23 protein-coding genes and 1 pseudogene are annotated in these 20,259 nt (G+C 71.9%); 7 read left to right on the top strand and 17 right to left on the bottom strand.

Annotation, left to right across the window (positions count from 1 at the left end; translation table 11 throughout):
• Positions 1–7: 7 nt before the first annotated feature.
• Together GTY47_RS03730 and GTY47_RS03725 are read left to right on the top strand one after the other, a co-directional pair.
• Complete coding sequence (locus GTY47_RS03730; protein WP_029181094.1) at positions 8–196, top strand: gas vesicle protein; 189 nt, start codon at positions 8–10, stop codon at positions 194–196.
• On the top strand, positions 193–513 hold the full coding sequence (locus tag GTY47_RS03725; RefSeq protein ID WP_010038702.1) for a gas vesicle protein K: 321 nt from the start codon (positions 193–195) through the stop codon (positions 511–513). Before GTY47_RS03730 ends, GTY47_RS03725 begins: the two co-directional genes overlap by 4 nt.
• 1 nt (position 514) lies before the next feature.
• Here the strand turns inward: GTY47_RS03725 and GTY47_RS03720 are convergent, their stop codons facing one another.
• From GTY47_RS03720 to GTY47_RS03710, 3 genes are all read right to left on the bottom strand, one after another.
• The gene (locus GTY47_RS03720; protein ID WP_010038701.1) at positions 515–685 is read right to left on the bottom strand and encodes a hypothetical protein; all 171 of its coding nucleotides are present in this window, start codon (positions 683–685) and stop codon (positions 515–517) included.
• Positions 686–727: 42 nt separating this feature from the next.
• The gene (locus GTY47_RS03715) at positions 728–1,549 is read right to left on the bottom strand and encodes a class I SAM-dependent methyltransferase (RefSeq protein ID WP_010038700.1); all 822 of its coding nucleotides are present in this window, start codon (positions 1,547–1,549) and stop codon (positions 728–730) included.
• A gap of 103 nt (positions 1,550–1,652) precedes the next feature.
• Complete coding sequence (locus tag GTY47_RS03710) at positions 1,653–3,017, bottom strand: diacylglycerol kinase family protein (protein ID WP_010038698.1); 1,365 nt, start codon at positions 3,015–3,017, stop codon at positions 1,653–1,655.
• A 91-nt stretch (positions 3,018–3,108) separates the two neighbouring features.
• On the opposite strand from GTY47_RS03710, the gene GTY47_RS03705 reads away from it, so the two are divergent.
• Both GTY47_RS03705 and GTY47_RS03700 read left to right on the top strand, forming a co-directional pair.
• A complete protein-coding gene (locus GTY47_RS03705; RefSeq protein WP_078602804.1) occupies positions 3,109–3,651 on the top strand; it encodes an MOSC domain-containing protein in 543 nt (180 codons plus the stop codon).
• Positions 3,652–3,742: 91 nt separating this feature from the next.
• The gene (locus tag GTY47_RS03700; protein ID WP_010038693.1) at positions 3,743–5,362 is read left to right on the top strand and encodes an ATP-binding cassette domain-containing protein; all 1,620 of its coding nucleotides are present in this window, start codon (positions 3,743–3,745) and stop codon (positions 5,360–5,362) included.
• Positions 5,363–5,393: 31 nt separating this feature from the next.
• Here GTY47_RS03700 and GTY47_RS03695 read toward each other — a convergent pair whose 3' ends face one another.
• A complete protein-coding gene (locus GTY47_RS03695; protein WP_010038692.1) occupies positions 5,394–6,521 on the bottom strand; it encodes a Vms1/Ankzf1 family peptidyl-tRNA hydrolase in 1,128 nt (375 codons plus the stop codon).
• A gap of 65 nt (positions 6,522–6,586) precedes the next feature.
• Between GTY47_RS03695 and GTY47_RS03690 the strand changes: the two genes are divergently transcribed.
• A complete protein-coding gene (locus GTY47_RS03690; protein ID WP_010038687.1) occupies positions 6,587–6,874 on the top strand; it encodes a DUF6158 family protein in 288 nt (95 codons plus the stop codon).
• Between the two features lie 141 nt (positions 6,875–7,015).
• Here GTY47_RS03690 and GTY47_RS03685 read toward each other — a convergent pair whose 3' ends face one another.
• From GTY47_RS03685 to GTY47_RS03665, 5 genes are all read right to left on the bottom strand, one after another.
• Positions 7,016–9,118: a catalase gene (locus tag GTY47_RS03685; RefSeq protein WP_010038686.1), complete on the bottom strand. Its 2,103-nt coding sequence runs from the start codon at positions 9,116–9,118 to the stop codon at positions 7,016–7,018.
• Positions 9,118–9,660, bottom strand: a complete 543-nt coding sequence (locus GTY47_RS03680) for a type 1 glutamine amidotransferase domain-containing protein (RefSeq protein ID WP_010038682.1) — start codon at positions 9,658–9,660, stop codon at positions 9,118–9,120. Before GTY47_RS03680 ends, GTY47_RS03685 begins: the two co-directional genes overlap by 1 nt.
• 5 nt (positions 9,661–9,665) lie before the next feature.
• A complete protein-coding gene (locus GTY47_RS03675; protein WP_010038681.1) occupies positions 9,666–10,340 on the bottom strand; it encodes a hypothetical protein in 675 nt (224 codons plus the stop codon).
• The gene (locus GTY47_RS03670; RefSeq protein WP_010038679.1) at positions 10,337–10,768 is read right to left on the bottom strand and encodes a CBS domain-containing protein; all 432 of its coding nucleotides are present in this window, start codon (positions 10,766–10,768) and stop codon (positions 10,337–10,339) included. The genes GTY47_RS03675 and GTY47_RS03670 overlap by 4 nt, the downstream gene beginning before the upstream one ends.
• Positions 10,769–10,852: 84 nt before the next feature.
• A complete protein-coding gene (locus GTY47_RS03665) occupies positions 10,853–11,254 on the bottom strand; it encodes a DUF2795 domain-containing protein (RefSeq protein WP_010038676.1) in 402 nt (133 codons plus the stop codon).
• 160 nt (positions 11,255–11,414) lie between these two features.
• Between GTY47_RS03665 and GTY47_RS40110 the strand changes: the two genes are divergently transcribed.
• Positions 11,415–11,591: a hypothetical protein gene (locus GTY47_RS40110; protein ID WP_173937228.1), complete on the top strand. Its 177-nt coding sequence runs from the start codon at positions 11,415–11,417 to the stop codon at positions 11,589–11,591.
• An 18-nt stretch (positions 11,592–11,609) separates the two neighbouring features.
• Here the strand turns inward: GTY47_RS40110 and GTY47_RS03660 are convergent, their stop codons facing one another.
• The 7 genes from GTY47_RS03660 to GTY47_RS03630 form a co-directional block, all read right to left on the bottom strand.
• Positions 11,610–12,422 carry an SDR family oxidoreductase gene (locus GTY47_RS03660; protein ID WP_010038674.1) on the bottom strand — a complete coding sequence of 271 codons (813 nt, stop codon included), beginning with the start codon at positions 12,420–12,422 and terminating at the stop codon, positions 11,610–11,612.
• On the bottom strand, positions 12,419–13,390 hold the full coding sequence (locus GTY47_RS03655; RefSeq protein WP_010038672.1) for a fumarylacetoacetate hydrolase family protein: 972 nt from the start codon (positions 13,388–13,390) through the stop codon (positions 12,419–12,421). The genes GTY47_RS03660 and GTY47_RS03655 overlap by 4 nt, the downstream gene beginning before the upstream one ends.
• A gap of 105 nt (positions 13,391–13,495) precedes the next feature.
• A complete protein-coding gene (locus tag GTY47_RS03650; protein ID WP_010038670.1) occupies positions 13,496–14,428 on the bottom strand; it encodes a VOC family protein in 933 nt (310 codons plus the stop codon).
• A gap of 4 nt (positions 14,429–14,432) precedes the next feature.
• On the bottom strand, positions 14,433–15,509 hold the full coding sequence (locus GTY47_RS03645; RefSeq protein WP_010038668.1) for an amidohydrolase family protein: 1,077 nt from the start codon (positions 15,507–15,509) through the stop codon (positions 14,433–14,435).
• A complete protein-coding gene (locus GTY47_RS03640; protein WP_010038666.1) occupies positions 15,506–16,627 on the bottom strand; it encodes an FAD-dependent oxidoreductase in 1,122 nt (373 codons plus the stop codon). The genes GTY47_RS03645 and GTY47_RS03640 overlap by 4 nt, the downstream gene beginning before the upstream one ends.
• A gap of 23 nt (positions 16,628–16,650) precedes the next feature.
• Positions 16,651–17,622 carry a cyclase family protein gene (locus GTY47_RS03635; protein WP_010038664.1) on the bottom strand — a complete coding sequence of 324 codons (972 nt, stop codon included), beginning with the start codon at positions 17,620–17,622 and terminating at the stop codon, positions 16,651–16,653.
• Complete coding sequence (locus tag GTY47_RS03630) at positions 17,619–18,617, bottom strand: fumarylacetoacetate hydrolase family protein (RefSeq protein ID WP_029181092.1); 999 nt, start codon at positions 18,615–18,617, stop codon at positions 17,619–17,621. The genes GTY47_RS03635 and GTY47_RS03630 overlap by 4 nt, the downstream gene beginning before the upstream one ends.
• Before the next feature lie 130 nt (positions 18,618–18,747).
• On the opposite strand from GTY47_RS03630, the gene GTY47_RS03625 reads away from it, so the two are divergent.
• On the top strand, positions 18,748–19,689 hold the full coding sequence (locus GTY47_RS03625) for a LysR family transcriptional regulator (RefSeq protein WP_010038661.1): 942 nt from the start codon (positions 18,748–18,750) through the stop codon (positions 19,687–19,689).
• 200 nt (positions 19,690–19,889) lie between these two features.
• On the opposite strand, the pseudogene GTY47_RS03620 reads toward GTY47_RS03625, so the two are convergent.
• Positions 19,890–20,259 (bottom strand): annotated as a pseudogene (locus GTY47_RS03620) (TetR/AcrR family transcriptional regulator); the annotation flags it as partial.

Here is a 20,259-nt window from a genome sequence, read left to right as displayed (position 1 = left end):
AGAAGCAGTGACCGTAGTGGAACGCCGTGAGGTCGCCCTCGTGGACCTGCTCGACCGGCTGCTCGCCGGCGGTGTCGTGATCACGGGGGACGTCACGCTGCGCATCGCCGACGTCGACCTCGTCCGTATCGACCTCAACGCGCTCATCAGCTCGGTGAACGCCCAGGTGCCTTCCCCGTTCGAGGAGTTGCTGTGACGTCGTCCGACCAGCCCGCGCAGGACCCGCGGCCGCGCCGCAACCGGCTGGACCTGGAACCCGACACCGTCGAGCGTGACCTGGTCAAACTCGTGCTCACGGTGGTGGAGTTGCTGCGCCAGCTCATGGAGCGCCAAGCGCTGCGCCGGTTCGACGTGGGGGATCTGAGCGAGGAGCAGGAGGAGCGGATCGGCCTCACGCTCATGCTGCTGGAGGAGCGGATGGCGGAACTGCGGGACCGCTACGGACTGCGGCCCGAGGACCTCAACCTGGACCTCGGGCCGCTCGGACCGCTGCTGCCCCGCGACGGGGGCTAATTCACCACCTGTACCAGCGGCCCCTGCCTCCGGCCGCCGACGTACCGCGGACGAAGAATCCCAGCAGCCACACAACGAGAACCGCGAGCGCGATCCACCAGAGAACCTTTACTGCAAATCCGGCACCGAACAGAACCAACGCCAGAAGCAGCACCAGCAGGATGGGAACCATAATTCGAACCTCCTGCTTTTAGGGTGTCCCCGAATCTGTGTTTCAGGCGTCCTTCCGACAGAGAATTTCTCCGTGCAGGACGCTGAACCAGCCGTCCTCCCGCTCCCCCCACTCCCGCCAGGCCTCGGCCGCGGCCCGCAGTTCCGCCTCGCTCGCGTGCCCGCCCCGCAGGGCCCGGTCCGCGTACTCCGACGCCAGCGTCCGGTCGGCCCACAGCCCGCTCCACCAGGCCCGCTCCTCGGGCGTGGCGAACGTCCACGTCCCGGAGGTCGCCGTGACGTCCGTGAACCCCGCTCGCAGCGCCCACGCCTTCAGCCGGCGCCCGGCGTCCGGCTCACCGCCGTTGGCCCGGGCGACCCGGCGGTAGAGGTCCAGCCAGCGGTCGAGCCCCTCGGACGCCGGAAACCAGGTCATCGCCTCGTAGTCCGCGTCCCGCACGGCGAGGAAGCCCCTGGGTTTCAGCACCCGCCTCATCTCGCGCAGCGCCCGCACCGGATCCCCCACGTGTTGCAGCACCTGGTGGGCGTGCACCACACAGAAGGTGTCGTCCGGGTAGTCCAGGGCGTGCACGTCGGCGACCGCGAAGTCGACGTTGGCCAGACCCCGCTCGGCAGCCGTGGCACGCGCCCGCTCCAGGATCCCCGGCTCCCGGTCGACGCCGGTGACATGCCCGTCGGGCACCAGCCCGGCCAGGTCGGCGGTGATGGTGCCCGGCCCGCATCCGACGTCCAGGATCTTCATGTGGGGGCGGAGCGACGGCACCAGATAGGCGGCCGAGTTGGCGGCGGTCCGCCAGGTGTGCGAACGCAGCACCGACTCGTGGTGCCCGTGCGTGTAGACGGCGGTTTCCCGTGGTTCCGGCATGGCGGATCCCACCCCTTCGTGTCGGGTCGGTATGGGATCACCGTACGCAGTCCGGCCGCATATTGAGACCGCATTCCCGCTATATGGACTGACGGTATGTCAGTCAGGCGGGGATCGGACGGTAGACGGTCAGGGCCTCGGGCAGCTTCTCCAGCGTCACGCGGCCCTCCACCTCGGTGACTTCACCGTCGTAGGCGAGGAGCGTGCCGGGCGCCACGTGGTCCAGGCGCAGCCGTCCCACCTGGACGGCGGCGTGGGCGGGGGAGCGGGTCAGCGGCCCCGCGACGGCGGCGGCGAGCAGCCGGACCGCCGGCCGGCGCCCGCCGTGCACGACCCGCACGTCGAGCTGCCCGTCCGCGAGGTCCTTCCGGCGCCCGGGCGCCAGCCCCATGCGGTGATAGGTGCCGTTCCCGGCGAACAGCAGCCACAACGGGCGCGTACGGCCCTGGACCTCGGCCTCCAGCGGGTGCCGGTCGGCCCGCAGCACGCGCAGGGCCGCGAGCACGCCGGCGGGCCAGCCGCCGATCCGGTGCGACCAGCGCTCCCGCTCGCGCACGAGCTCCGGGTAGACGCCGACACTGCACGTGTTGAGGAAGACGCCGTGCTGCCCACCGCAGGAGTACCGGCCCACGTCCACGCGCACGGCGTCACCCGCACGCAGTGCCTGGGCGAGATCGCGTACGTCCTCGATGCCCAGGTCGTAGGCGAAGTGGTTGAGGGTCCCGCCCGGCAGCACCGCGAGGGGCAGGCCGGAGCGGAGCGCCACACGGGCGGCGGCGTTCACGGTGCCGTCCCCGCCGCACACGCCGAGGACCCGGGCACGGGTGGCCGCCTTCGCCAACTCCGCGGGCACGTCGCCCGGCTCGCACTCGACGACCTCGGCCCGGGGGAGCGCGTCCCGCAGGGCACGGACCCGCTCGGCGCTCCCCGCGGCGGTGTTCGCCACCAGCACGAGTCCCTCGCCGTCCGGCAGCGCCGGGGCCTCGGCGCGGGGCCGGGCCGGCGGGGCGACCTGGCCGCGCGTCGGCACCATGCTCCGTGCGGCGAACGCGGCACCCACGCCCAGGGCCGCGCCCGCCAGGACGTCGCCCGGGTGGTGCGCGCCGCTGTGGGCGCGAGAGAGGACGACGGAGGCGGCCACCGGGGCGACGACGATGCCCCAGGCGGGGGACTCCAGGGCGACACCGGTCGCGAATGCGGCGGCCGACGCGGCGTGTCCGGAGGGGAACGAGGCGGTGACCGGCCGCCGCTTCACCTGCCGGATCACCGGGACCGGGCGAGGATGGCGGACCGTGCGCCTGCCGAGGGCGTCGACGGTGAGGGAGGCGAGGACGAGCGAGGCCAGCCCGCGGGTCGCGGCGCGGCGGGCCCGGGGGGTGCGGGTCGCCGCGAGGGCGGCGGCGGCCGCGAACCACAGGGCGCCATGGTTCGCGCCGTGGCTCGGGCGGGGCAGGACGGGGGGCGTCATGGCGTGCGGGTACCCGGAGGGGGGTGGACACACCGACCGTCCACGGGCAGGCTCAGGGTGATCATCATGACCGAAGAGGGGGAACCGAGGGATGAACGGGCGAGTGACGGCGGTCAGCAGCAACGGGGAGTACTCGTTCACCAAGCCGAACCGGGACAGCATCAGGCTGCTCGCCGGTCTCGGGGTGGAGGGGGACGTGCACGCCGGCGTGACGGTCAAGCACCGGTCGCGCGTCGCGCAGGATCCGACCCAGCCGAACCTGCGCCAGGTGCACCTCATGCACGAGGAGCTCTTCGCGGAGCTCGGTGAGGAAGGGTTCAAGGTGGCGCCGGGCGACCTCGGCGAGAACATCACGACGCAGGGCATCGATCTGCTCGGTCTGCCGACCGGCACGTTGCTGCGCATCGGCGACACCGCGGTCGTGGAGGTGACCGGCCTGCGCAACCCCTGCCTCCAGATCGACACCTTCCAGGACGGGCTGCTGAAGCGGGTCGTGGGCCGCGACGAGGCGGGGAACGTCGTCCGCAAGGCCGGGATCATGAGCGTGGTGCGGGAAGGGGGCGTGGTGCGCCCCGGCGACGCGATAGAGGCGGAACTGCCCACGGGCCCGCACCGTCCCCTGGCCCGGGTCTGAGCCGTTGCCGCTGGGGGGCGGGCCCGCAGGCGCGCACCCCCGGCGGAAATGAGTTTGCCCCGCGCGTCGCCGGCCGCACAGAATCGCGCCCATGGGTCACCTCGAAGCCGCGCATCTGGAGTACTACCTGCCTGACGGAAGGGCGCTGCTGGGTGATGTGTCGTTCCGGGTCGGGGAGGGGGCCGTCGTCGCCCTCGTGGGGCCCAACGGGGCCGGGAAGACGACCCTGCTCCGGATGCTCGCCGGTGAGGTCAAGCCGCACGGCGGAACCGTCACCGTCGGCGGCGGACTCGGCGTGATGCGGCAGTTCGTCGGATCCGTACGCGACGAGACGACCGTACGGGACCTGCTCGTGTCCGTCGCCACCCCCCGCCTCCGCGAGGCGGCCCGTGCCGTGGACACCGCCGAGCACGCCATCATGACCGTGGACGACGAGGCCGCCCAGCTCGAGTACGCCCAGGCCCTCTCCGACTGGGCGGAGGCCCGCGGCTACGAGGCCGAGACGCTGTGGGACATGTGCACCACGGCCGCGCTCGGCATCCCCTACGAGAAGGCACAGTGGCGCCAGGTCCGCACCCTCTCCGGCGGCGAGCAGAAGCGGCTCGTCCTGGAGGCACTGCTGCGCGGCACCGACGAGGTGCTCCTGCTCGACGAGCCCGACAACTACCTCGACGTCCCCGGCAAACGCTGGCTGGAGGAACGGCTCGCCGAGACCCGCAAGACCGTCCTCTTCGTCTCCCACGACCGCGAACTCCTCGCCCGCGCCGCACAGCGGATCATCTCCCTGGAACCCGGCCCCGCGGGTGCCGACGCCTGGGTGCACGGCGGCGGTTTCGGCACGTACCACGACGCCCGGCGTGAACGCTTCGCCCGCTTCGAGGAGTTGCGCAGGCGCTGGGACGAGAAGCACGCCCAGCTGAAGAAACTGGTGCTGAACCTGCGTCAGGCGGCCACCGTCAGCCACGAGATGGCCTCCCGTTACCAGGCCGCCCAGACCCGGCTGCGCAAGTTCGAGGAGGCCGGGCCGCCGCCCGAGCCGCCCCGCGAGCAGGACATCAGGATGCGGCTCAAGGGCGGCCGCACCGGCGTCCGGGCCGTCACCTGCGAAGGGCTCGAACTCACCGGGCTGATGAAGCCCTTCGACCTGGAGGTCTTCTACGGCGAACGGGTCGCCGTCCTCGGCTCCAACGGCTCCGGCAAGTCCCACTTCCTGCGTCTCCTCGCCGGCGGCGACGTGGCGCACACGGGCAACTGGAAACTGGGAGCCCGGGTCGTCCCCGGCCACTTCGCGCAGACGCACGCGCACCCGGAGCTGGAGGGCCGCACCCTGCTCGACATCCTGTGGAAGGAACACGCACAGGACCGCGGCGCGGCGATGTCCCGGCTGCGCCGCTACGAGCTGACGAACCAGGCCGAGCAGACGTTCGACCGCCTGTCCGGCGGCCAGCAGGCCCGCTTCCAGATCCTGCTGCTGGAGCTCCAGGGCGTGACGGCACTGCTGCTCGACGAGCCGACCGACAACCTGGACCTGGAGTCCGCGGAGGCGCTCCAGGAGGGCCTGGAGGCCTTCGAGGGCACGGTCCTCGCGGTCACGCACGACCGCTGGTTCGCCCGCTCCTTCGACCGCTACCTGGTCTTCGGCAGCGACGGCCGGGTCCGGGAGACCCCGGACCCGGTCTGGGACGAACGCCGGGTGGAGCGGGCCCGCTAGGGGTCTCCCCCCAGCGGGCCCGGCTCCCCGCTCACTTCCAGCGGAGCAGCGCCCCGAGTCCGCCCACCGGCACCTCGTGCGCCTCCTGCGTCTCCTGCCGGTCCTGGTCCGAGACCGCCAGCGCCGCCGCGTCCGACGCGACGGCCGAGCGGATCAGCGCGTCGTCCGCCCGGGCCGGCCAGGAGTGCTGCTCGCCGAGGATCTTCAGGTCCGTACGCCGTACCGCGACCTGGTCCGGGTCCTCGCCGATCCACACCTCGCGGTGCGCGTCCGGCCCGTCCGGCCTGATCAGCAGCTCGTCGATGCGGTGCTCACGCGCCGCCTCGATCAGCGCGGGCACGCCCTCCACGGCCCCGGCCCGGCCCTCGTCGTCCGGGTTCCGGGCGGCCAGGAACCGCTCCAGCTCCGCCGCGGCCCGCCGCCGTACGTGGTCGGCGCGGGCCCGCTCCACGTCCCCGTCGAGGAGCCGGCTGCCGGTGCCGTGCGGCGCCTCGACGACGAGGTCGTGCAGCCGCTTGGGCAGCCGCTCGTGCACGGACCGCCGCTCACGGTCGTCGCCGACGAGAATGAGCAGGTCGGCGCGGGTCTCCTCCTGGCACACGGCGAGCGCGTCGGCGATCTCCGCGGCGTTGTGCTCCCAGGTGTTCTCCACCCGCAGCTGGAAATGCCGCTCGGACCAGTCCACGGAGCTCGTCCGGTGCACCGGCCACTGGCGCCCGGTGACGCTTCCGGCGGCCTCGCTGCCCAGTCCGCTGCGCAGCTCGAAGTCGGCGCCCTTGCGGTCGACGTACGCCACCACGCACACCGGGTCCTCGCCGGCCAGTTCCAGCAGCGGCGTCACCCGCGGCAGCGGGGCCCATTCGGCCCAGTCGCCGCCCTGCGGGGGACGGGCCAGCGGCGGGTCGAGGACCACCTCGCCGGCGCGGGCGAACAGGGCCCGGCCGTGCGGTTCGGAAGAGTGCCGCAGGTCCTCGATCGCGCTCTGCACGGCCCGGCAGGTCGCCTCGTCCGCGCCCTGGTCGGCCAGCTGCCGGGCCATCGCCCGGGCCGTGAGCTGCCGCTCTTGGGGGGTGGCCTCCGTATGCCGGGAGGTGTCGACGTACACCGAGGCCCAAGGCCCGGGGTGTTCGTACAGTGGGTGCAGAAAAGCGAGATCCATGGCTCCCTCCCGGATGCCGCTCGGGGGTAGTGCTCAGTTGCTCCCCGGGCGGGTACCCGGACCACATGAACGAACACGACGAGCGGGGCAACACCATGACCGGAGTGGACCCTGACCGGCTGGACGACCAACAGCTCATGAAAGAGCTGGAGACCATCCACCGCACGCGGCACGACACGCTGCTCTACGGCTCGAACGACGCACTGCGGGCCCACAACGAACGCATGGCGCAGCTGGAGGGCGAGTTCCTGCGCCGCAACCCGCGCCGCCCGGTGGCCGCGGGCCGCACCCGCGAAGGGGCCCGGGAGCGGGGAAGCGGGGAGTCGACGACTCCCACGACCCCCGGCACCTGAGCCCCCTGGCCGACCGGCACCGGACCGACGCGACCCGGCCCGCGCCCGGCACAACGAACGCGAGCCGGACCGCACCCCCACAAGCGCGGCCCGGCCCGGCCCCCCGGTCTGGTTCCCGGACCCTCGGCCCGGCCGTTCAGCTCAGCGGCGCACCGGCCCCCGCCCCCAGTGCCGGTGCGCCGCGATCACGTCCACGAACGCGTTCAGGAACTCCTCGCTCGCCGGGCCCGGCGAGGTGTCCGTCACCACGCCCTGGTCCGCGACCACGCGCTGGAACTCCGTCGACAGCCTCAGCCCCTCGGGCTCCAGCGCCGACAGGACGCCCACGCCCGAGCCGAGCGCACCCACCGGCTTGCCGTGGCGGTAGGCGTCCCGCACGAACCGCACCGCGTCCGGGTCGGCCGCCGTCGGCGGGGTGCCGACGGGCCCGCCGGGCAGCAGCACGGCGTCGTACAGCACGGACGCCACGGTCGGCAGCGCCCGGTCGACCGTGTACGTCTCACCGTCGGACCCGGTGATCGTCCCGTCCGTCGCGGCCAGCGCCTCGACGACCGCCCCCTCGGCGGCCAGCCGCTCCCGCACGGAGGTGATCTGCTCGGCGTCCACCCCGTCCGTGACGAGCACCGCGATCTGCCGGGTCCGGATCGAACCGTCCCCGCGCAGCGACTCCAGGCTGAGCGCGGGGGAGGCCGACTTGGACGCAGCCTCCGCGGCGGCCGGCTCCGGCACCCCGACACCCCGCGCCACCTGCACCGCCAGCTCCCCGTCGACCTTGGCCAGGTGCTCGACCGTACGCGCCCGCACGGTCATCGCGCCCACCTTGCCGAGCTCGAACCGGAAGGCCTCGACGATGTGCTGCTTCTCCCAGTCCGCCATGCTGTTCCAGAACATCGCCGGCTGGCTGTAGTGGTCCTGGAAGCTGGGACTGCGGCGCCGGATCTTGTGGCCGTCCACCCGTTCGGCGTAATGCGTGTAGGCGCTCCCCCCGGCGCCCGCGTGGGCCGGGCAGCCCCCGCCGAGCGAATTCGGGAAGTAGTTCGTGCCGGAGTGGATCGCGCTCTGGTGGTAGCCGTCGCGCTGGTTGTTGCGCACCGGCGCGACCGGCCGGTTCACCGGCAGCTGCGAGAAATTGGGCCCGCCGAGCCGGATCAGCTGGGTGTCCAGGTAGGAGAAGTTCCGCGCCTGGAGCAGCGGGTCGTTGGTGAAGTCGATGCCGGGGACGACGTTCGCCGTGTGGAAGGCGACCTGCTCGGTCTCCGCGAAGAAGTTCTCCGGGTTGCGGTCCAGCACCATCCGGCCGATCGGCCGCACCGGCACCTGCTCCTCCGGGATGATCTTCGTCGGGTCGAGCAGATCGAAGTCGAACGCGAACTCGTCCTCCTCCGGCACGAGTTGCACGCCGAGCTCCCACTCGGGGTACTCGCCTGCCTCGATCGCGTCCCACAGGTCACGCCGGTTGAAGTCCGGGTCGCGGCCCTGGCACTCCTGCGCCTCGTCCCACACCAGCGAGTGCACGCCGAGCCGCGGCTTCCAGTGGAACTTCACGAACGTGCCCTTGCCGTCCGCGTTGACGAACCGGAAGGTGTGCACGCCGAAGCCCTGCATCATGCGGTAGCTGCGCGGGATCGCCCGGTCCGACATCAGCCACATGATCGCGTGCAGCGTCTCGGGCTGGAGCGACACGAAGTCCCACAGGGTGTCGTGCGCGGACGCGCCCGTCGGGATGTCGTTGTGCGGCTCGGGCTTCACCGCGTGCACGAAGTCGGGGAACTTGACGCCGTCCTGGATGAAGAAGACCGGGAAGTTGTTCCCGACCAGGTCGTAGTTGCCCTCCGACGTGTAGAACTTGGTCGCGAAGCCGCGCACGTCCCGCACGGTGTCCGCCGAGCCCTTCGGGCCCTGCACGGTCGAGAACCGCACGAACACGGGGGTCCGCACGGCCGGGTCCTGGAGGAACGCCGCACGGGTGAACTCCGCGCAGGACTCGTACGGTTCGAAATAGCCGTACGCGCCCGCGCCCCGCGCGTGCACCACCCGTTCCGGGATCCGCTCGTGGTCGAAGCGGGTGAGCTTCTCCCGGAAGTGGAAGTCCTCCATCAGCGTCGGGCCGCGCTCGCCCGCCGCCAGGGAGTCGTCGGTGTGGTCGACCTCGACGCCCTGGTCGGTGGTGAGCGGCCCGCCGGCCGGATCGTCCGCCCTGAACGCCTCGCGCTGCTCCTGCTTCCGGTCGGCGGGAGAGGCCATCAGGCGGCCTCCTCGGCGAAGACGTCGAGGAAGGTCTCGCAGAACGCCTTCAGGTCGTCCGGCTTACGGCTGGTGACCAGCTTGTTGGCCCCGTGGTCACAGACCTTCACCTGCTCGTCCACCCAGGTGCCGCCCGCGTTGCGGATGTCGGTCTGCAGGCTCGGCCACGAGGTCAGCACCCGGCCGCGTACGACGTCCGCCTCGACCAGCGTCCACGGCGCGTGACAGATCGCGGCCACGGGGCGGCCCTGCTCGAAGAAGTCCCGGACGAACGCGACGGCCTTGCCGTCCATCCGCAGGAAGTCCGGGTTGGCCACGCCGCCCGGCAGCACCAGAGCACCGAACGAGCCCGGCGCGGTCTCGCCCACGACCTCGTCCACGGGGAAGGTGTCCGCCTTGTCGAGGTGGTGGAACGCCTGGATCTCCCCCTGCTTCGTCGACACCAGCACGGGCTCGTGCCCGGCGTCCTTCGCGGCCTGCCACGGATCGGTCAGCTCGACCTGCTCGACGCCCTCGGGCGCCACCAGAAATGCGATGCGCATGATGCTCAACGTCCTTTCCCGGAGCGGTCGGCGCTCCAGCGCGCCGCGTCGCTCCTCGCGTTCTTCTCGTTCTTGCGGTGCCTGCGGCCCGTGCGCACGCACCGCAGCAACTCCTCGCCGTACGGCAGCAGCACGCAGGTGCCGATCGCCGCGGCGATGCCCGCCAGATAGCCGCGTGACAGCGGCCGCCGGCGCGGCACCAGCCGCCACGCGTCGGGGTCCCCGCGACCGCCGTGCAACAGCGACTTCACCTGGTCGGCGTGCAGGCACATCAGGGAGGCCAGCGCCCCGAACGGCAGCGACTCCAGAAAGCTGTGGATGTGCTGCTCGACCGGCTTGACCTCCCGGTCGCTCTCGACGGCCGTACGGACGTCCCACAGCGCCGTCGCCTCGTGCACCGCGGCCCCGCCCAGCTGCACGCTCAGCAGCAGCGGGTTGACCTCGTAGCGCAGCGTCAGCGCGATCGGGATGCCGACCTCGGCCATCATCAGCGAGTGGATCAACGACTCCTTGGTGCCCGCGGTCTCCTCGATACGGGTCCGCCGGTGCATCACCCAGTCGGCCACCCCGGGCACGAACCAGCTGGGCAGCAGCCCGTACAGCAGATAGCGGGTCGTGGCGTCACCGACGTCGACGGTGACGCCGGTGGCGCTGATCTCCTTCGCCTGGTCGGCGCTCACGTGTCACCTCGGGCGTCCGGCTCGGCGCGGCTGATGTCGGCGAGCGCGGACGCGGGGTCCTCGGCCTCGGCCAGATCGCCGAGGCTCACCATTCCCACCGGCAGCCCGTTCTCCACCACCGGCAGCCGGCGCACCGCGTGCTCGCGCATCAGCGTGGCCGCGGTCGTCACCCGGTCGCCCGGCGTCACCGTCACCGGATCCGGTGTGCACACCGACTGCACGCTCACCGTCATCGGGTCGGCACCGTCGGCCACCGCCCGCACCGTGATGTCACGGTCGGTGAGCACGCCGATCACGTCCTGTCCCTCGGCCACCACCACGTCGCCGATGTTCTGCGTGCGCATCAGCTGCGCCGCCTCGACCAGCGAGGCGTCCGGGCGTACGGCGACCACACCCGGGGTCATCACGTCCTTCACCAACTCGGCCATCACTCGGAGCCCTCCCTCCGTTTCCCCGTTCGGAGGGGGCACCGTGGGCGGGCGGGCCCGCTCACGGTGCCCCCGGCGCGGTCCCTACGCGTACTCCTCCGGTCCGGTCTCACGGGCCCGGACCAGGGCCTGGGCCAGCTCCTGGACATTGCCGTAGCGCTCCTGGCGCGGCAGCCGCTCCAGGGCCTCGACGAGGGCGTCGGGCGCCTGGTGGCCGCGCAACTCGCGGGCCAGGTCGCGCGCGCTCGCCGGGAACGCCCTGCGGCCCAGGATCCGGGCCAGCTCCAGGCGGACCGACTCCAGGGACGTCGGCGCACGGCTCGGCGTCACCGGCCCGTGCGCGACCTCGGGGTCGTCCTCGGCGGCCGGCTCCGGGTCGTGCCACTCCTCACTGCGGGTGGGGTGCCCGGACCTGAGCAGCCCCTGGAGTTCATGCTTCATCTCGTCGTCACGGTGGACGCTCAGCCGGTCGCTGCCTCGCTGCATGTCTCCCTCCAGACGTTCGGGGGTCCGCACCGCGTACCCGAACCCCGCGAGCCGACACGGGTTCGGCACGCCCGATCGGTGCCCTCCGCACTGGTTTGCGCCACGGCCTGCGGGAGACCCGGATCACACCCCCCCACACATCCCTGGGGAAGGACACGCCATGGCGATGCTCGCTGTGCTGCTTCCGCTGCTCCTGCTCGGAGTGGTGCTGCTGCTGGGCCGTTACGAGGAGCTGCTGCTGCCGCAGGACGACGACACCGGCCGGCGCGAACCGGCCGGTGTGCCCTCCGCGGCGGCTGTCGGACGACGGGAGAGAATGCAGTCGCCGATGCTGTGACCTGGGGAATGAACTCACTCACCCGACTGCCCGGGGAGGGGACACCCGGGCTGGAGGGCCTATCGGGCTCGGCCGCGTTCGGGCAGTGGTGACGGCCAGAGCGTCCGAGATGGACTTGACGCCGCCGTGCGCGGTGAGTCCGCCGTCGACCGGGATCTCGGCGCCGGTGATGAAGGAGGACTCGTCGGACAGGAGGAAGACCACGAGCGGGGTGATCTCGTCCACCGTGCCGGTGCGGCCGAGCGGGGTCTCGTGGATGTTCGCCTCGCGGAAGGCGGGGGCGGCGGAGGCGGTCATCTCGGTCTCGATGAAGCCGGGGTGGATCGTGTTGACGCGGATGCCGCGCGGGCCGAGCTCCGTGGCCGCCGTCTTCGACAGGCCGCGCAGTGCCCATTTGCTGGTCGTGTAGGCGACCGGGTAGTGGCCGCTGAGCGCGGCGGTGGAGCCGACGTTGACGATGGACGAGCCGGGCGGCATCAGCGGCGTCAGGTGCTGGATGCCCAGCAGCGGGCCGGTGACGTTGACGGCGTGGACGCGGGCGAAGTCGTCGGGGGTCACTTCGTCGAGGCGGGCGCGCCAGGTGATGCCCGCGTTGTTGACCAGGCCGTGCACCTGGCCGTACGACTCCCTCACTTCGGCGGCCAGCTCCGCCCAGTGCTCCTCGTCGGTGACGTCGAGGCGGCGGCAGCCGGGGGCCTCGGTCACGTCGGTGGCGATGACGCGGGCGCCTTCGCGGGTCAGGGCCTCGGCCTCGGCGGCGCCCTGGCCGCGCGCGGCGCCGGTGACGACGACGACCTTGCCGACGAGCCTCTCGGGGCGCAGGTCGTTCACGGCCGCTCCCGGCTGCGGCGGCGGGCGGTCGGCAGCGGCTCCGGATCCCTGCCCGCGACCACGGTGTTGGAGACGGTGCCGATGCCCTCCACGGTGAGGGTGACGGTGTCTCCCGGCTTCAGCGGGGGCGGGGACTGCTCGCCCCGGACGCCCCACAGCTCGGCGAGGCAGCCGCCGTTGCCGCAGGTGCCGGAGCCGAGCACGTCGCCGGGGCGGACGACGGTGCCGCGTGAGGCGTAGGCGGCCATCTCCTCGAAGGTCCAGCTCATGTTGGACAGCAGGTCCTCGCCGACGACCTCGCCGTTCACCGAGGCGGTCAGCGCCAGGCGCAGAAAGCCGTCGGTGTCGCGGTACGGCTCCAGCTCGTCGGCGGTGACCAGGTACGGGCCGAGGGTGGCGGCCGTGTCCTTGCCCTTGCACGGGCCGAGGCGGACCTGCATCTCGCGGGACTGCAGGTCGCGGGCCGACCAGTCGTTGAAGACCGTGTAGCCGATGATGTGGTCCCGTGCCTGCTCGGGCGCCAGGTCACGCCCCTCCCGGCCGATGACGGCGGCGACCTCCAGCTCGAAGTCGAGGACGTCGCTGCCCGGCGGCACGGGCACGTCGTCGTGGGCGCCGATGACGGCGTACGGGTTGGTGAAGTAGAACGTCGGGGCGTCGTACCAGGCTTCGGGCACCCCGCCGACGCCGTCCACGGACCGCCGTACCCCTTCGACGTGTTCCTCGAAGGTGACGAAGTCCCGCACGGTGGGCGGCTGAAGCGGTGGGAGCAGCCGCACCTCGGAGACATGCGGGACCGGCGGGACGTCCAGCGCGGCGGCGCCGGCACGCAGGAGCGTGTCGAGTCCGTCGCCGGAGCGGATCAGCTCAGTGAGCGAGCGCGCGCCGGGAACGGGGTGGAGGGTGCCGTCCTCCTCGACGACGGCGACCCGGCGCTGGTGTCGGTGTTCATAGGTGGCGAAACGCATGCACGGCTCCAGGCTCCGGCGGTCTTCGACAGCGGTGGGAACCGGGGACGCGGCAAGGGCGTCAGGGCGGTGACAGGGCCACCGCGTCCCCGGGGTTCGAGGGGATCAGACCGGCGGGGCTACGAAGCAGCCGCGGTCGACGTCGTTGAACGACTCCTTGGCGACCAGTTCGTTCATGGGATTGGCGGTGCCCCACTGGTCGGAGACCTCGGGCTGGGAGAAGTCGTAGACGTGGGGGTGCCAGGTGTCCTCGTCCAGCAGCTCCAGTTCCGTCGTGTACTCGACCGTGTTGCCCTGCGGGTCCAGGAAGTAGGTGAAGGTGTTGTCGCCCGCCAGGTGCCGGCCAGGGCCCCAGATCTTGCGGAAGCCGGCCCGAAGCACCCGTCCGGAGCCCCGCATGTACTCGTCCAGGCCGCGCATCTCGAAGGAGACATGGTGCAGGGCAGTGTGCGGCCCTTGGGCGATGGCCATGGAGTGGTGCTGGTTGCTGATGCGCATGAAGTGCATCGCTTCGCCCATCTTCGGATGCATCAGCGTGTCGGAGAGCCGGAACCCGAGGTGACGCTCGTACCACTGCCGAGTGCGGTTCAGATCGGGGGAGTTGAGGACGACGTGCGACAGCTTGACCGGGATGGCCTCCTTCTCCTCGATCTTGCGGTGCTGCCGGACCTCGACGTCCGCAGAGACCTCGATGGTGCGTCCGTCGACGTCGAAGAAGCGGAAGCCGTAGCCGCCACCGGGTGTGTCGATCTTGTCCGGCTGGGAGATCAACTGCACTCCTCCCGCGAGGAGTTGTTCGGCGAGGGTGTCCACGTCCCCCGCGCTCGCGGCGCCGTACGAGACGAGGTCGAGGCGCTTCTCCTCGGCCTTGCGCAGCCGCACCACGTACTGTTCGGGGCTGCCCTCGGCGGCCAGGAACGAGATCCCGGAGTCCTCGGCGACCTTGGTCAGGCCCCACACCCCGGAGTAGAAGTCGAGCTGCTTGTCGTAGTCGGGCACGGCGAGGTCGACGTGTCGCAGATGTGTGAGCAGACGCATGATGTCAGTCCTTCCGAAGGAGGGCGGCGGCATTGCCGCCTCGTACGGCATGGAAGTCCGGGTCGGACAGCCCCGCCGCGCGCAGTGCGCCGACGGGATCCTCGGTGCCCATGTCGAAGGGGAAGTCGGAGCCGAGCAGCACACGGTCGGCGCCGACCGCGCCGATCAGCGCCCGCAGTACCTGCGGGTCGTGGACCAGGGAGTCGAAGTACAGGCGCTTGAGGTAGCTGCTGGGCACGTGGGCGCAGCCCGCGCCCGCGTCGGAGCGGGCCGACCAGGCGTGGTCGGAGCGACCGATGTGGGTGGGCAGGTAGCCGCCCCCGTGCGCGGCGATCAGCTTCAGTTCCGGGTGCCTGTCCAGCACCCCGGAGAAGATCAGGTGCGAGAGCGCGACGGCGTTCTCGGTGGGCTGCCCGACGGTGTTGGACAGGTACCACTGGTCCAGGCGCTCGTCGAGCGTGCAGCCGAAGGGGTGCAGGAAGAGGATCGCGCCCGTCTCCTCGGCCCGGGTCCAGAAGGGTTCGTACGCCGGATCCGACAGCTCCCGGCCCGGCGCGTGCGAGGAGATTTCGACGCCCGACAGGCCCATGCCGACGGCGAATTCGAGCGCGCGCACCGCCGATTCCGGGTGCTGCAGGGGGACGAGGCCCAGACCGTGCAGCCGGCCGGGCGCCTGGGCGCAGTGGGCGGCCGTCGCCTCGCCCGCGAGCCGGTACACCTTCTCCGCCGTCTCCTCGTCCGCCCAGTAGTGGTAGTGCGAGGGCGACGGGCTGACCAACTGGACGTCCACACCCTGCGCGTCCATCGCGGCCAGTCGTACGGCGACGTCCGTCAGCCTCGGGATGCGCTCGGCGACCATGGGGCCGCTGACGGCCAGGGCCGCGGGCCCGTTGCGGCGGGCGTCGAGGGCCCTGGCCTCCGCCAGGCCCGGCAGGTCGGCCACCAGGGCCTCGACTTCCGGGATCAGGACGTGCGCGTGTACGTCGACAGTCGGTGAAGTGCGCGCGTCGGCGCTCGGCGAGGGGCGGTGGTCGGTCCGGGGGCGGCTCCCCGCGGTAGCCGGGGGCGGGTGGGCCGTCACGGCAGCTCCTTGAGCACCGGCAGGGTGGCGTCCAGCAGCCCGGGCACGTCACCGGGCACGCCGTCGAGCTGCCACTGCCCGATCTGCACGGACGCTTCGACGACCATCCGGACCCGGTCGATCCGCCGCTCGTAGTAGCGCGTGAGCAGTTCCTCGTCCCACGCGGATCCGCTGGTCAGCAGCTGGGACAGCACCCACGCGTCCTCCATGGCCATCGCCGCGCCCTGGGCCATCGTGGGCGGGCAGCAGTGCGCGGCGTCGCCGACGAGGACGACCCGGCCCCGGTGCCAGGACCCCTCGACCAGCATCCGGTCGAACCAGGTGTAGTTCACCTGCGCCGGGTCGGTGATCGAGTCACGGATCTCGTCCCAGGCACCGCCGTAGCCCTCGGCGAGGCGGCGCATCTCCTGCGCGTAGGACTCGGGCGGGATCGTGTCGCGGTCGCGGCCGGCTTCCACCAGATAGGCGTAGATCGTGTCCTCGCTGGTGGGCGTGTAGCCGGCGATGTAGCAGGGTCCTCCGTGGGAGAGGACGCTGCACTCCACTCCGGCCGGGCGGGGCGCCGGGACACGCCAGATGGCCATGCCGGTCGGCTCGGGTTTGACGTCGATGCCTATGGCGGCGCGGGTCGCGGAGTGCAGGCCGTCGGCGGCCACGACGAGGTCGTAGCGGCCCTCGGTGCCGTCACTGAACCGGACGGTCGCTGACGTGTCGTCCTCGGTGAGGATCTCGGCGGTGGTGCCGAGCCGGACGTTCGCGCCGGATGCCCGGACGGCGTCGACGAGGATGCGCTGGAGCTCCGGGCGCTGCATGCCCAGGGTGGCGGGGAGGTCGTCTCCGCCGGTGCGCAGGACCTCGCCGACGTGCAGCACGGTGCCGTCGGGCGTCGTCAGCCCCAGGGCGTCGAAGCCGAAGCCGTGCTCGCGGACCTCGTCCCAGACGCCGATCTCGCGCAGCACGCGCAGGGCGTTGCCCTGAAGGGTGATGCCGGAGCCGCGTACGTTCCAGTCCGGCCTGACCTCGACGAGGTCGACGTCGATGCCGGCCCGCCGCAGCAGCACGGTCATGACGTTGCCGGAGGTGCCCCCTCCGATGACCAGGACTCTCTTTCCTTCCATGGCCAACTCCTTTGTTGGGCAGGTCACTTGACGGCGACCGGATTGACGGGGGAGCCGACGGCTCCGGTGATGGGCAGGGGCGCGGCGGTGAGCCAGAACGCGTACACGCCGTCGCGGGCGCAGTCGTCCGCGAGGGCGTCGGGGTCCCACATCTCGCCGATCAGCAGGCCCATGTTGGGGATGGCGACCTGGTGCAGCGGCTGGAAGGCGCCGTCGAACTCGTTCGGCCGTACCTCGAAGCCCCAGGTGTCGGTGGCGATGGCGGCGATCTCGCTCGCGTGCAGCCAGCCGGCCGTGGTGAAGGACAGACCGGGGGAGTCTCCGCCCGCGTAGTCGCCCCAGCCTTCGCGGCGGGCTCGCGCCAGCCGCCCGGTCCGGACGACGACGATGTCCCCGCGGCCGACGGCCACGCCGTGCGCCTCGGCCGTCGCGGTCAGGTGTTCCTCGGTGATCGCGAAACCGTCCGGCAGTTCTCCGCGTTCGTCACCGATCACCCGGCCGACGTCGAGGAGGACTCCGCGGCCGGCGACGTACGGCGCCATGTGCTCGATGCCGGTGACCAGATCGCCGTCGGAGGTGACGACCTTCTCGGCCGCCCGCCCGTTCCACGCCTTGCCGTGGTCGAAGATGTGCCCGAGCCCGTCCCACTGGGTGGAGCACTGCAGCGGCATCGCGATCACGTCGTCGGCGCCGCCGATGCCGTGCGGAAAGCCCTGGTTGCCCAGCGCCGCGTCCGTTCCCGTGTCGAGCATGGTGTGGACGGGGTTGGTGCGGCGGCGCCAGCCCTTCTGCGGCCCGTTCATGTCGAACCGCTGAGACAGCGAGAAGCTGACGCCCCGGCGGACCAGTGCCGCACCCTCGCGGCGCTTGGCCGCGTCGAGGAAGTTCAGCGTGCCGAGGACGTCGTCCTCACCCCAACGCCCCCAGTTGGAGTACCGATTGGCGGCCTCGGCGATCGCGGCCTCGGCATCCGTGGGGTCGGGCGGGGCCGTCACGACGCGGTCCTCTCCGCGACGCAGCGGGTGCGCTGCGCGCCCAGACCCGTGATGACGCCCTCCATGACGTCGCCGTCGCGCAGCAGCCGTCCCCAGTGCATGCCGTTGCCGGCCGGGCTGCCGGTGAGCACCAGGTCGCCGGGCAGGAGCCGGGAGGTCCGGGAGATGTACGACACCAGCCGCGCGATGCCGAAGAGCATGTCCTTGGTGGACTCGTCCTGCATGGTCTCGCCGTTGAGCTTCAGCGTGACCCGCAGGTCACCCGGGTCGGCGATCGACCCGGCGGGCACGATCCACGGGCCGAGCGGGGTGAAACCGGGAGCGTTCTTGCAGCGCAGCCAGTCGGTGCCGATGGCCTTCATGTCCCGGCGGAAGACGGTGGCGCGGTCGGTGAGGTCGTTGGCGATGGTGTAGCCGGCCACGTACTCCAGGGCCTCCTCGACCGTCACCCGGTAGGCGGGCCTGGCGATGACGGCCGCCAACTCCAGCTCCCAGTCCGGTTGTTCGGCCCAGTCCGGGAGTACGACGTCGTCGAAGGGGCCGGTGATCGCGCTCGGCAGACCGATGAACACGTACGGCAGGTCCTCGGCCGCCCGCCGGTCCATGACCGCGGCGATCTGCGCGCGCGCCTCCTCCACGGTGCGGGGGTCGTCGGGGGCGCGGTGGGCGACCTCCAGGTCGATCACGTGCTGCCGGTAGTTGGCGCCGGACTGGAAGACCTGGCGGGGCTCGACCGGCGCGTGCACCCGCAGGTGCTCCAACGGCCGCCAGTCGGCCGTCTCGTCGGCCGCGAGCGCGTGCAGGCGAGGGAGCATCTCGTCCCAGCGCTCGAGGATCCCCCGGGCCGTCAGGGCCGGCTCTCCGAGGGCCGTCGGAAGGTCCAGCACGCGCCCCCCGGGGATCACAAGACCGGGGAAAGACGCCTGGTCAGGGGCGGAGAGGACGCCAAGGGCGAAGGGTCCGGAGAAGGACGCGGAAGCGGCTGCGGGTTTCACGGGAATGTCCTCCAGATTGCGGTGCGACCAATGTGACCCTCGCCGCGTAATCTGGGAAATAGATTCTTTAGATGTTGATCATCCACGGTGCAAATGCTGCCGCCCCAAGCGGCCTCGCTCTGGAGGCGTCGTGTCCCTCTCCGGCCTCGATCTCAATCTCGTCCTGTCCCTGCGGGCCCTGCTGGAGGAACGCAACGTCACCCGCGCCGGGCAGCGCGTCGGGCTCAGTCAGCCGGCGATGAGCGCGGCCCTGGCCCGCCTGCGCCGCCACTTCGACGACGACCTGCTCTCGCGCGTCGGCAGGCAGTACGAACTGACCGCCCTCGGCCGCGCTCTGCTGGACCGCACCTCGACCGCCTGCGACCTGCTGGAGCGGGTCTTCAGCAGCAGGGCCGACTTCTCCCCGGGCAGCGAGGAGCACGAGTTCACCCTGCTCACCTCCGACTACGCCCTCGCCGTGTTCGGCGCCGAGCTCGCCCGGACCGTGCACGCCGAGGCCCCGGGGGTACGACTGCGCTTCCAGCGGACGCCCATCGACGTCACGGAGGACACGGCACCGCTGCTCAGCACGGCCGACGGGCTGCTGATGCCGCGCGGCATCATCGGTGGTTTCCCCGCCGTCGACCTGTTCACCGACCGCTGGGCCTTCCTGGTCGCCGAGACGAACGACGAGGTCGGCGACCAGCTGACCATGGACGACCTGGCACGGCTGCCCTGGGTCATCTACCAGCGCGCCTACGACGCTCCGGCCGCCCGGCAGCTGAGCATGCTCGGTGTCGATCCCCGCGTGGAGATCTCCGTCGACAGCTTCCAGACGCTGCCCTTCCTGGTCGCCGGCACCCGCCGGATCGCCCTGGTACAGCAGCGCCTGGCCGAGCTGCTGCGCGGCGTGGCCGCCGTACGCCTCATGGAACCCCCCTACGCAGCGGTCCCCCTCCAGGAGGCACTGTGGTGGCACCCGGTGCACACCCACGACGCGGCCCACATCTGGCTGCGCGAGACCGCGGCCCGGGTGGGAGCGGAGCTGGCCGCCTCCCAGCCCGGCCGTATCACCACGGCCGCACCGAGATAGCGGGCCCGTGCTGGTGCCTGTCTGCCCAGCCTGAGCGCCGTGCTCATCGCTGCTGGCCCCCTTCGCCGGCGTCCTCGTCGACTCGGCCGCAAACGCCTGCTCGTCGTCTCGACCGTGGCGTCGTCGCCCGAAGGGCTGCCGCGTGCCGGGCGTCGCGCGGCAGGCGCCACTTTTCGCAACCAGCCCCAGGGGCAGGGCGGTCAGTCGAGGTCGGGGAGGGGGCGCCGAGCGACCTCGTGGGCGTCGTCCGCCGGCAGACCCAGCATGCGCAGGACCATCTCGGCGAGGTTCACCGCGGCCTCGTCGCCGTCCACCTCGGGGCGGGCGAAACGCAGCTCCACGAGGGACAGCAGGGTTCCGCCCAACGCGGACAGGGCGACCGTCGGGTCGACGGCGGTGAAACGGCCGGAGGCGATACCGACCTGGAGATCGCGCAGCGCCCGGCGAGCCAGTCCGTTGTCCGAGTGGATGTGACCGAGGCCGCGGCGGCGCAGGACCTGCATCAGCTCCGGGTGGGAAACGGCCATCCGGGCGCTGAGCCGGAAGCCCGCCGCGACGAGTTCGGCCGGA

It is taken from the genome of Streptomyces sp. SID5464 (assembly GCF_009862985.1).
In the GTDB taxonomy this organism is placed as follows: domain Bacteria; phylum Actinomycetota; class Actinomycetes; order Streptomycetales; family Streptomycetaceae; genus Streptomyces; species Streptomyces chartreusis_D.
The sequence above is the reverse complement of the archived record's forward strand: the minus strand, read 5'-3'. Positions and strand labels throughout refer to the sequence as shown.

Bases quoted from the DNA above. Each gene is read 5' to 3' on its own strand.
- GTY47_RS03720 (WP_010038701.1), bottom strand. From the start codon at position 685: ATGGTTCCCATCCTGCTGGTGCTGCTTCTGGCGTTGGTTCTGTTCGGT.
- GTY47_RS03715 (WP_010038700.1), bottom strand. From the start codon at position 1,549: ATGCCGGAACCACGGGAAACCGCCGTCTACACGCACGGGCACCACGAG.
- GTY47_RS03710 (WP_010038698.1), bottom strand. From the start codon at position 3,017: ATGACGCCCCCCGTCCTGCCCCGCCCGAGCCACGGCGCGAACCATGGC.
- GTY47_RS03705 (WP_078602804.1), top strand. From the start codon at position 3,109: ATGAACGGGCGAGTGACGGCGGTCAGCAGCAACGGGGAGTACTCGTTC.
- GTY47_RS03700 (WP_010038693.1), top strand. From the start codon at position 3,743: ATGGGTCACCTCGAAGCCGCGCATCTGGAGTACTACCTGCCTGACGGA.
- GTY47_RS03695 (WP_010038692.1), bottom strand. From the start codon at position 6,521: ATGGATCTCGCTTTTCTGCACCCACTGTACGAACACCCCGGGCCTTGG.
- GTY47_RS03690 (WP_010038687.1), top strand. From the start codon at position 6,587: ATGAACGAACACGACGAGCGGGGCAACACCATGACCGGAGTGGACCCT.
- GTY47_RS03685 (WP_010038686.1), bottom strand. From the start codon at position 9,118: ATGGCCTCTCCCGCCGACCGGAAGCAGGAGCAGCGCGAGGCGTTCAGG.
- GTY47_RS03680 (WP_010038682.1), bottom strand. From the start codon at position 9,660: ATGCGCATCGCATTTCTGGTGGCGCCCGAGGGCGTCGAGCAGGTCGAG.
- GTY47_RS03670 (WP_010038679.1), bottom strand. From the start codon at position 10,768: ATGGCCGAGTTGGTGAAGGACGTGATGACCCCGGGTGTGGTCGCCGTA.
- GTY47_RS03665 (WP_010038676.1), bottom strand. From the start codon at position 11,254: ATGCAGCGAGGCAGCGACCGGCTGAGCGTCCACCGTGACGACGAGATG.
- GTY47_RS40110 (WP_173937228.1), top strand. From the start codon at position 11,415: ATGGCGATGCTCGCTGTGCTGCTTCCGCTGCTCCTGCTCGGAGTGGTG.
- GTY47_RS03655 (WP_010038672.1), bottom strand. From the start codon at position 13,390: ATGCGTTTCGCCACCTATGAACACCGACACCAGCGCCGGGTCGCCGTC.
- GTY47_RS03650 (WP_010038670.1), bottom strand. From the start codon at position 14,428: ATGCGTCTGCTCACACATCTGCGACACGTCGACCTCGCCGTGCCCGAC.
- GTY47_RS03640 (WP_010038666.1), bottom strand. From the start codon at position 16,627: ATGGAAGGAAAGAGAGTCCTGGTCATCGGAGGGGGCACCTCCGGCAAC.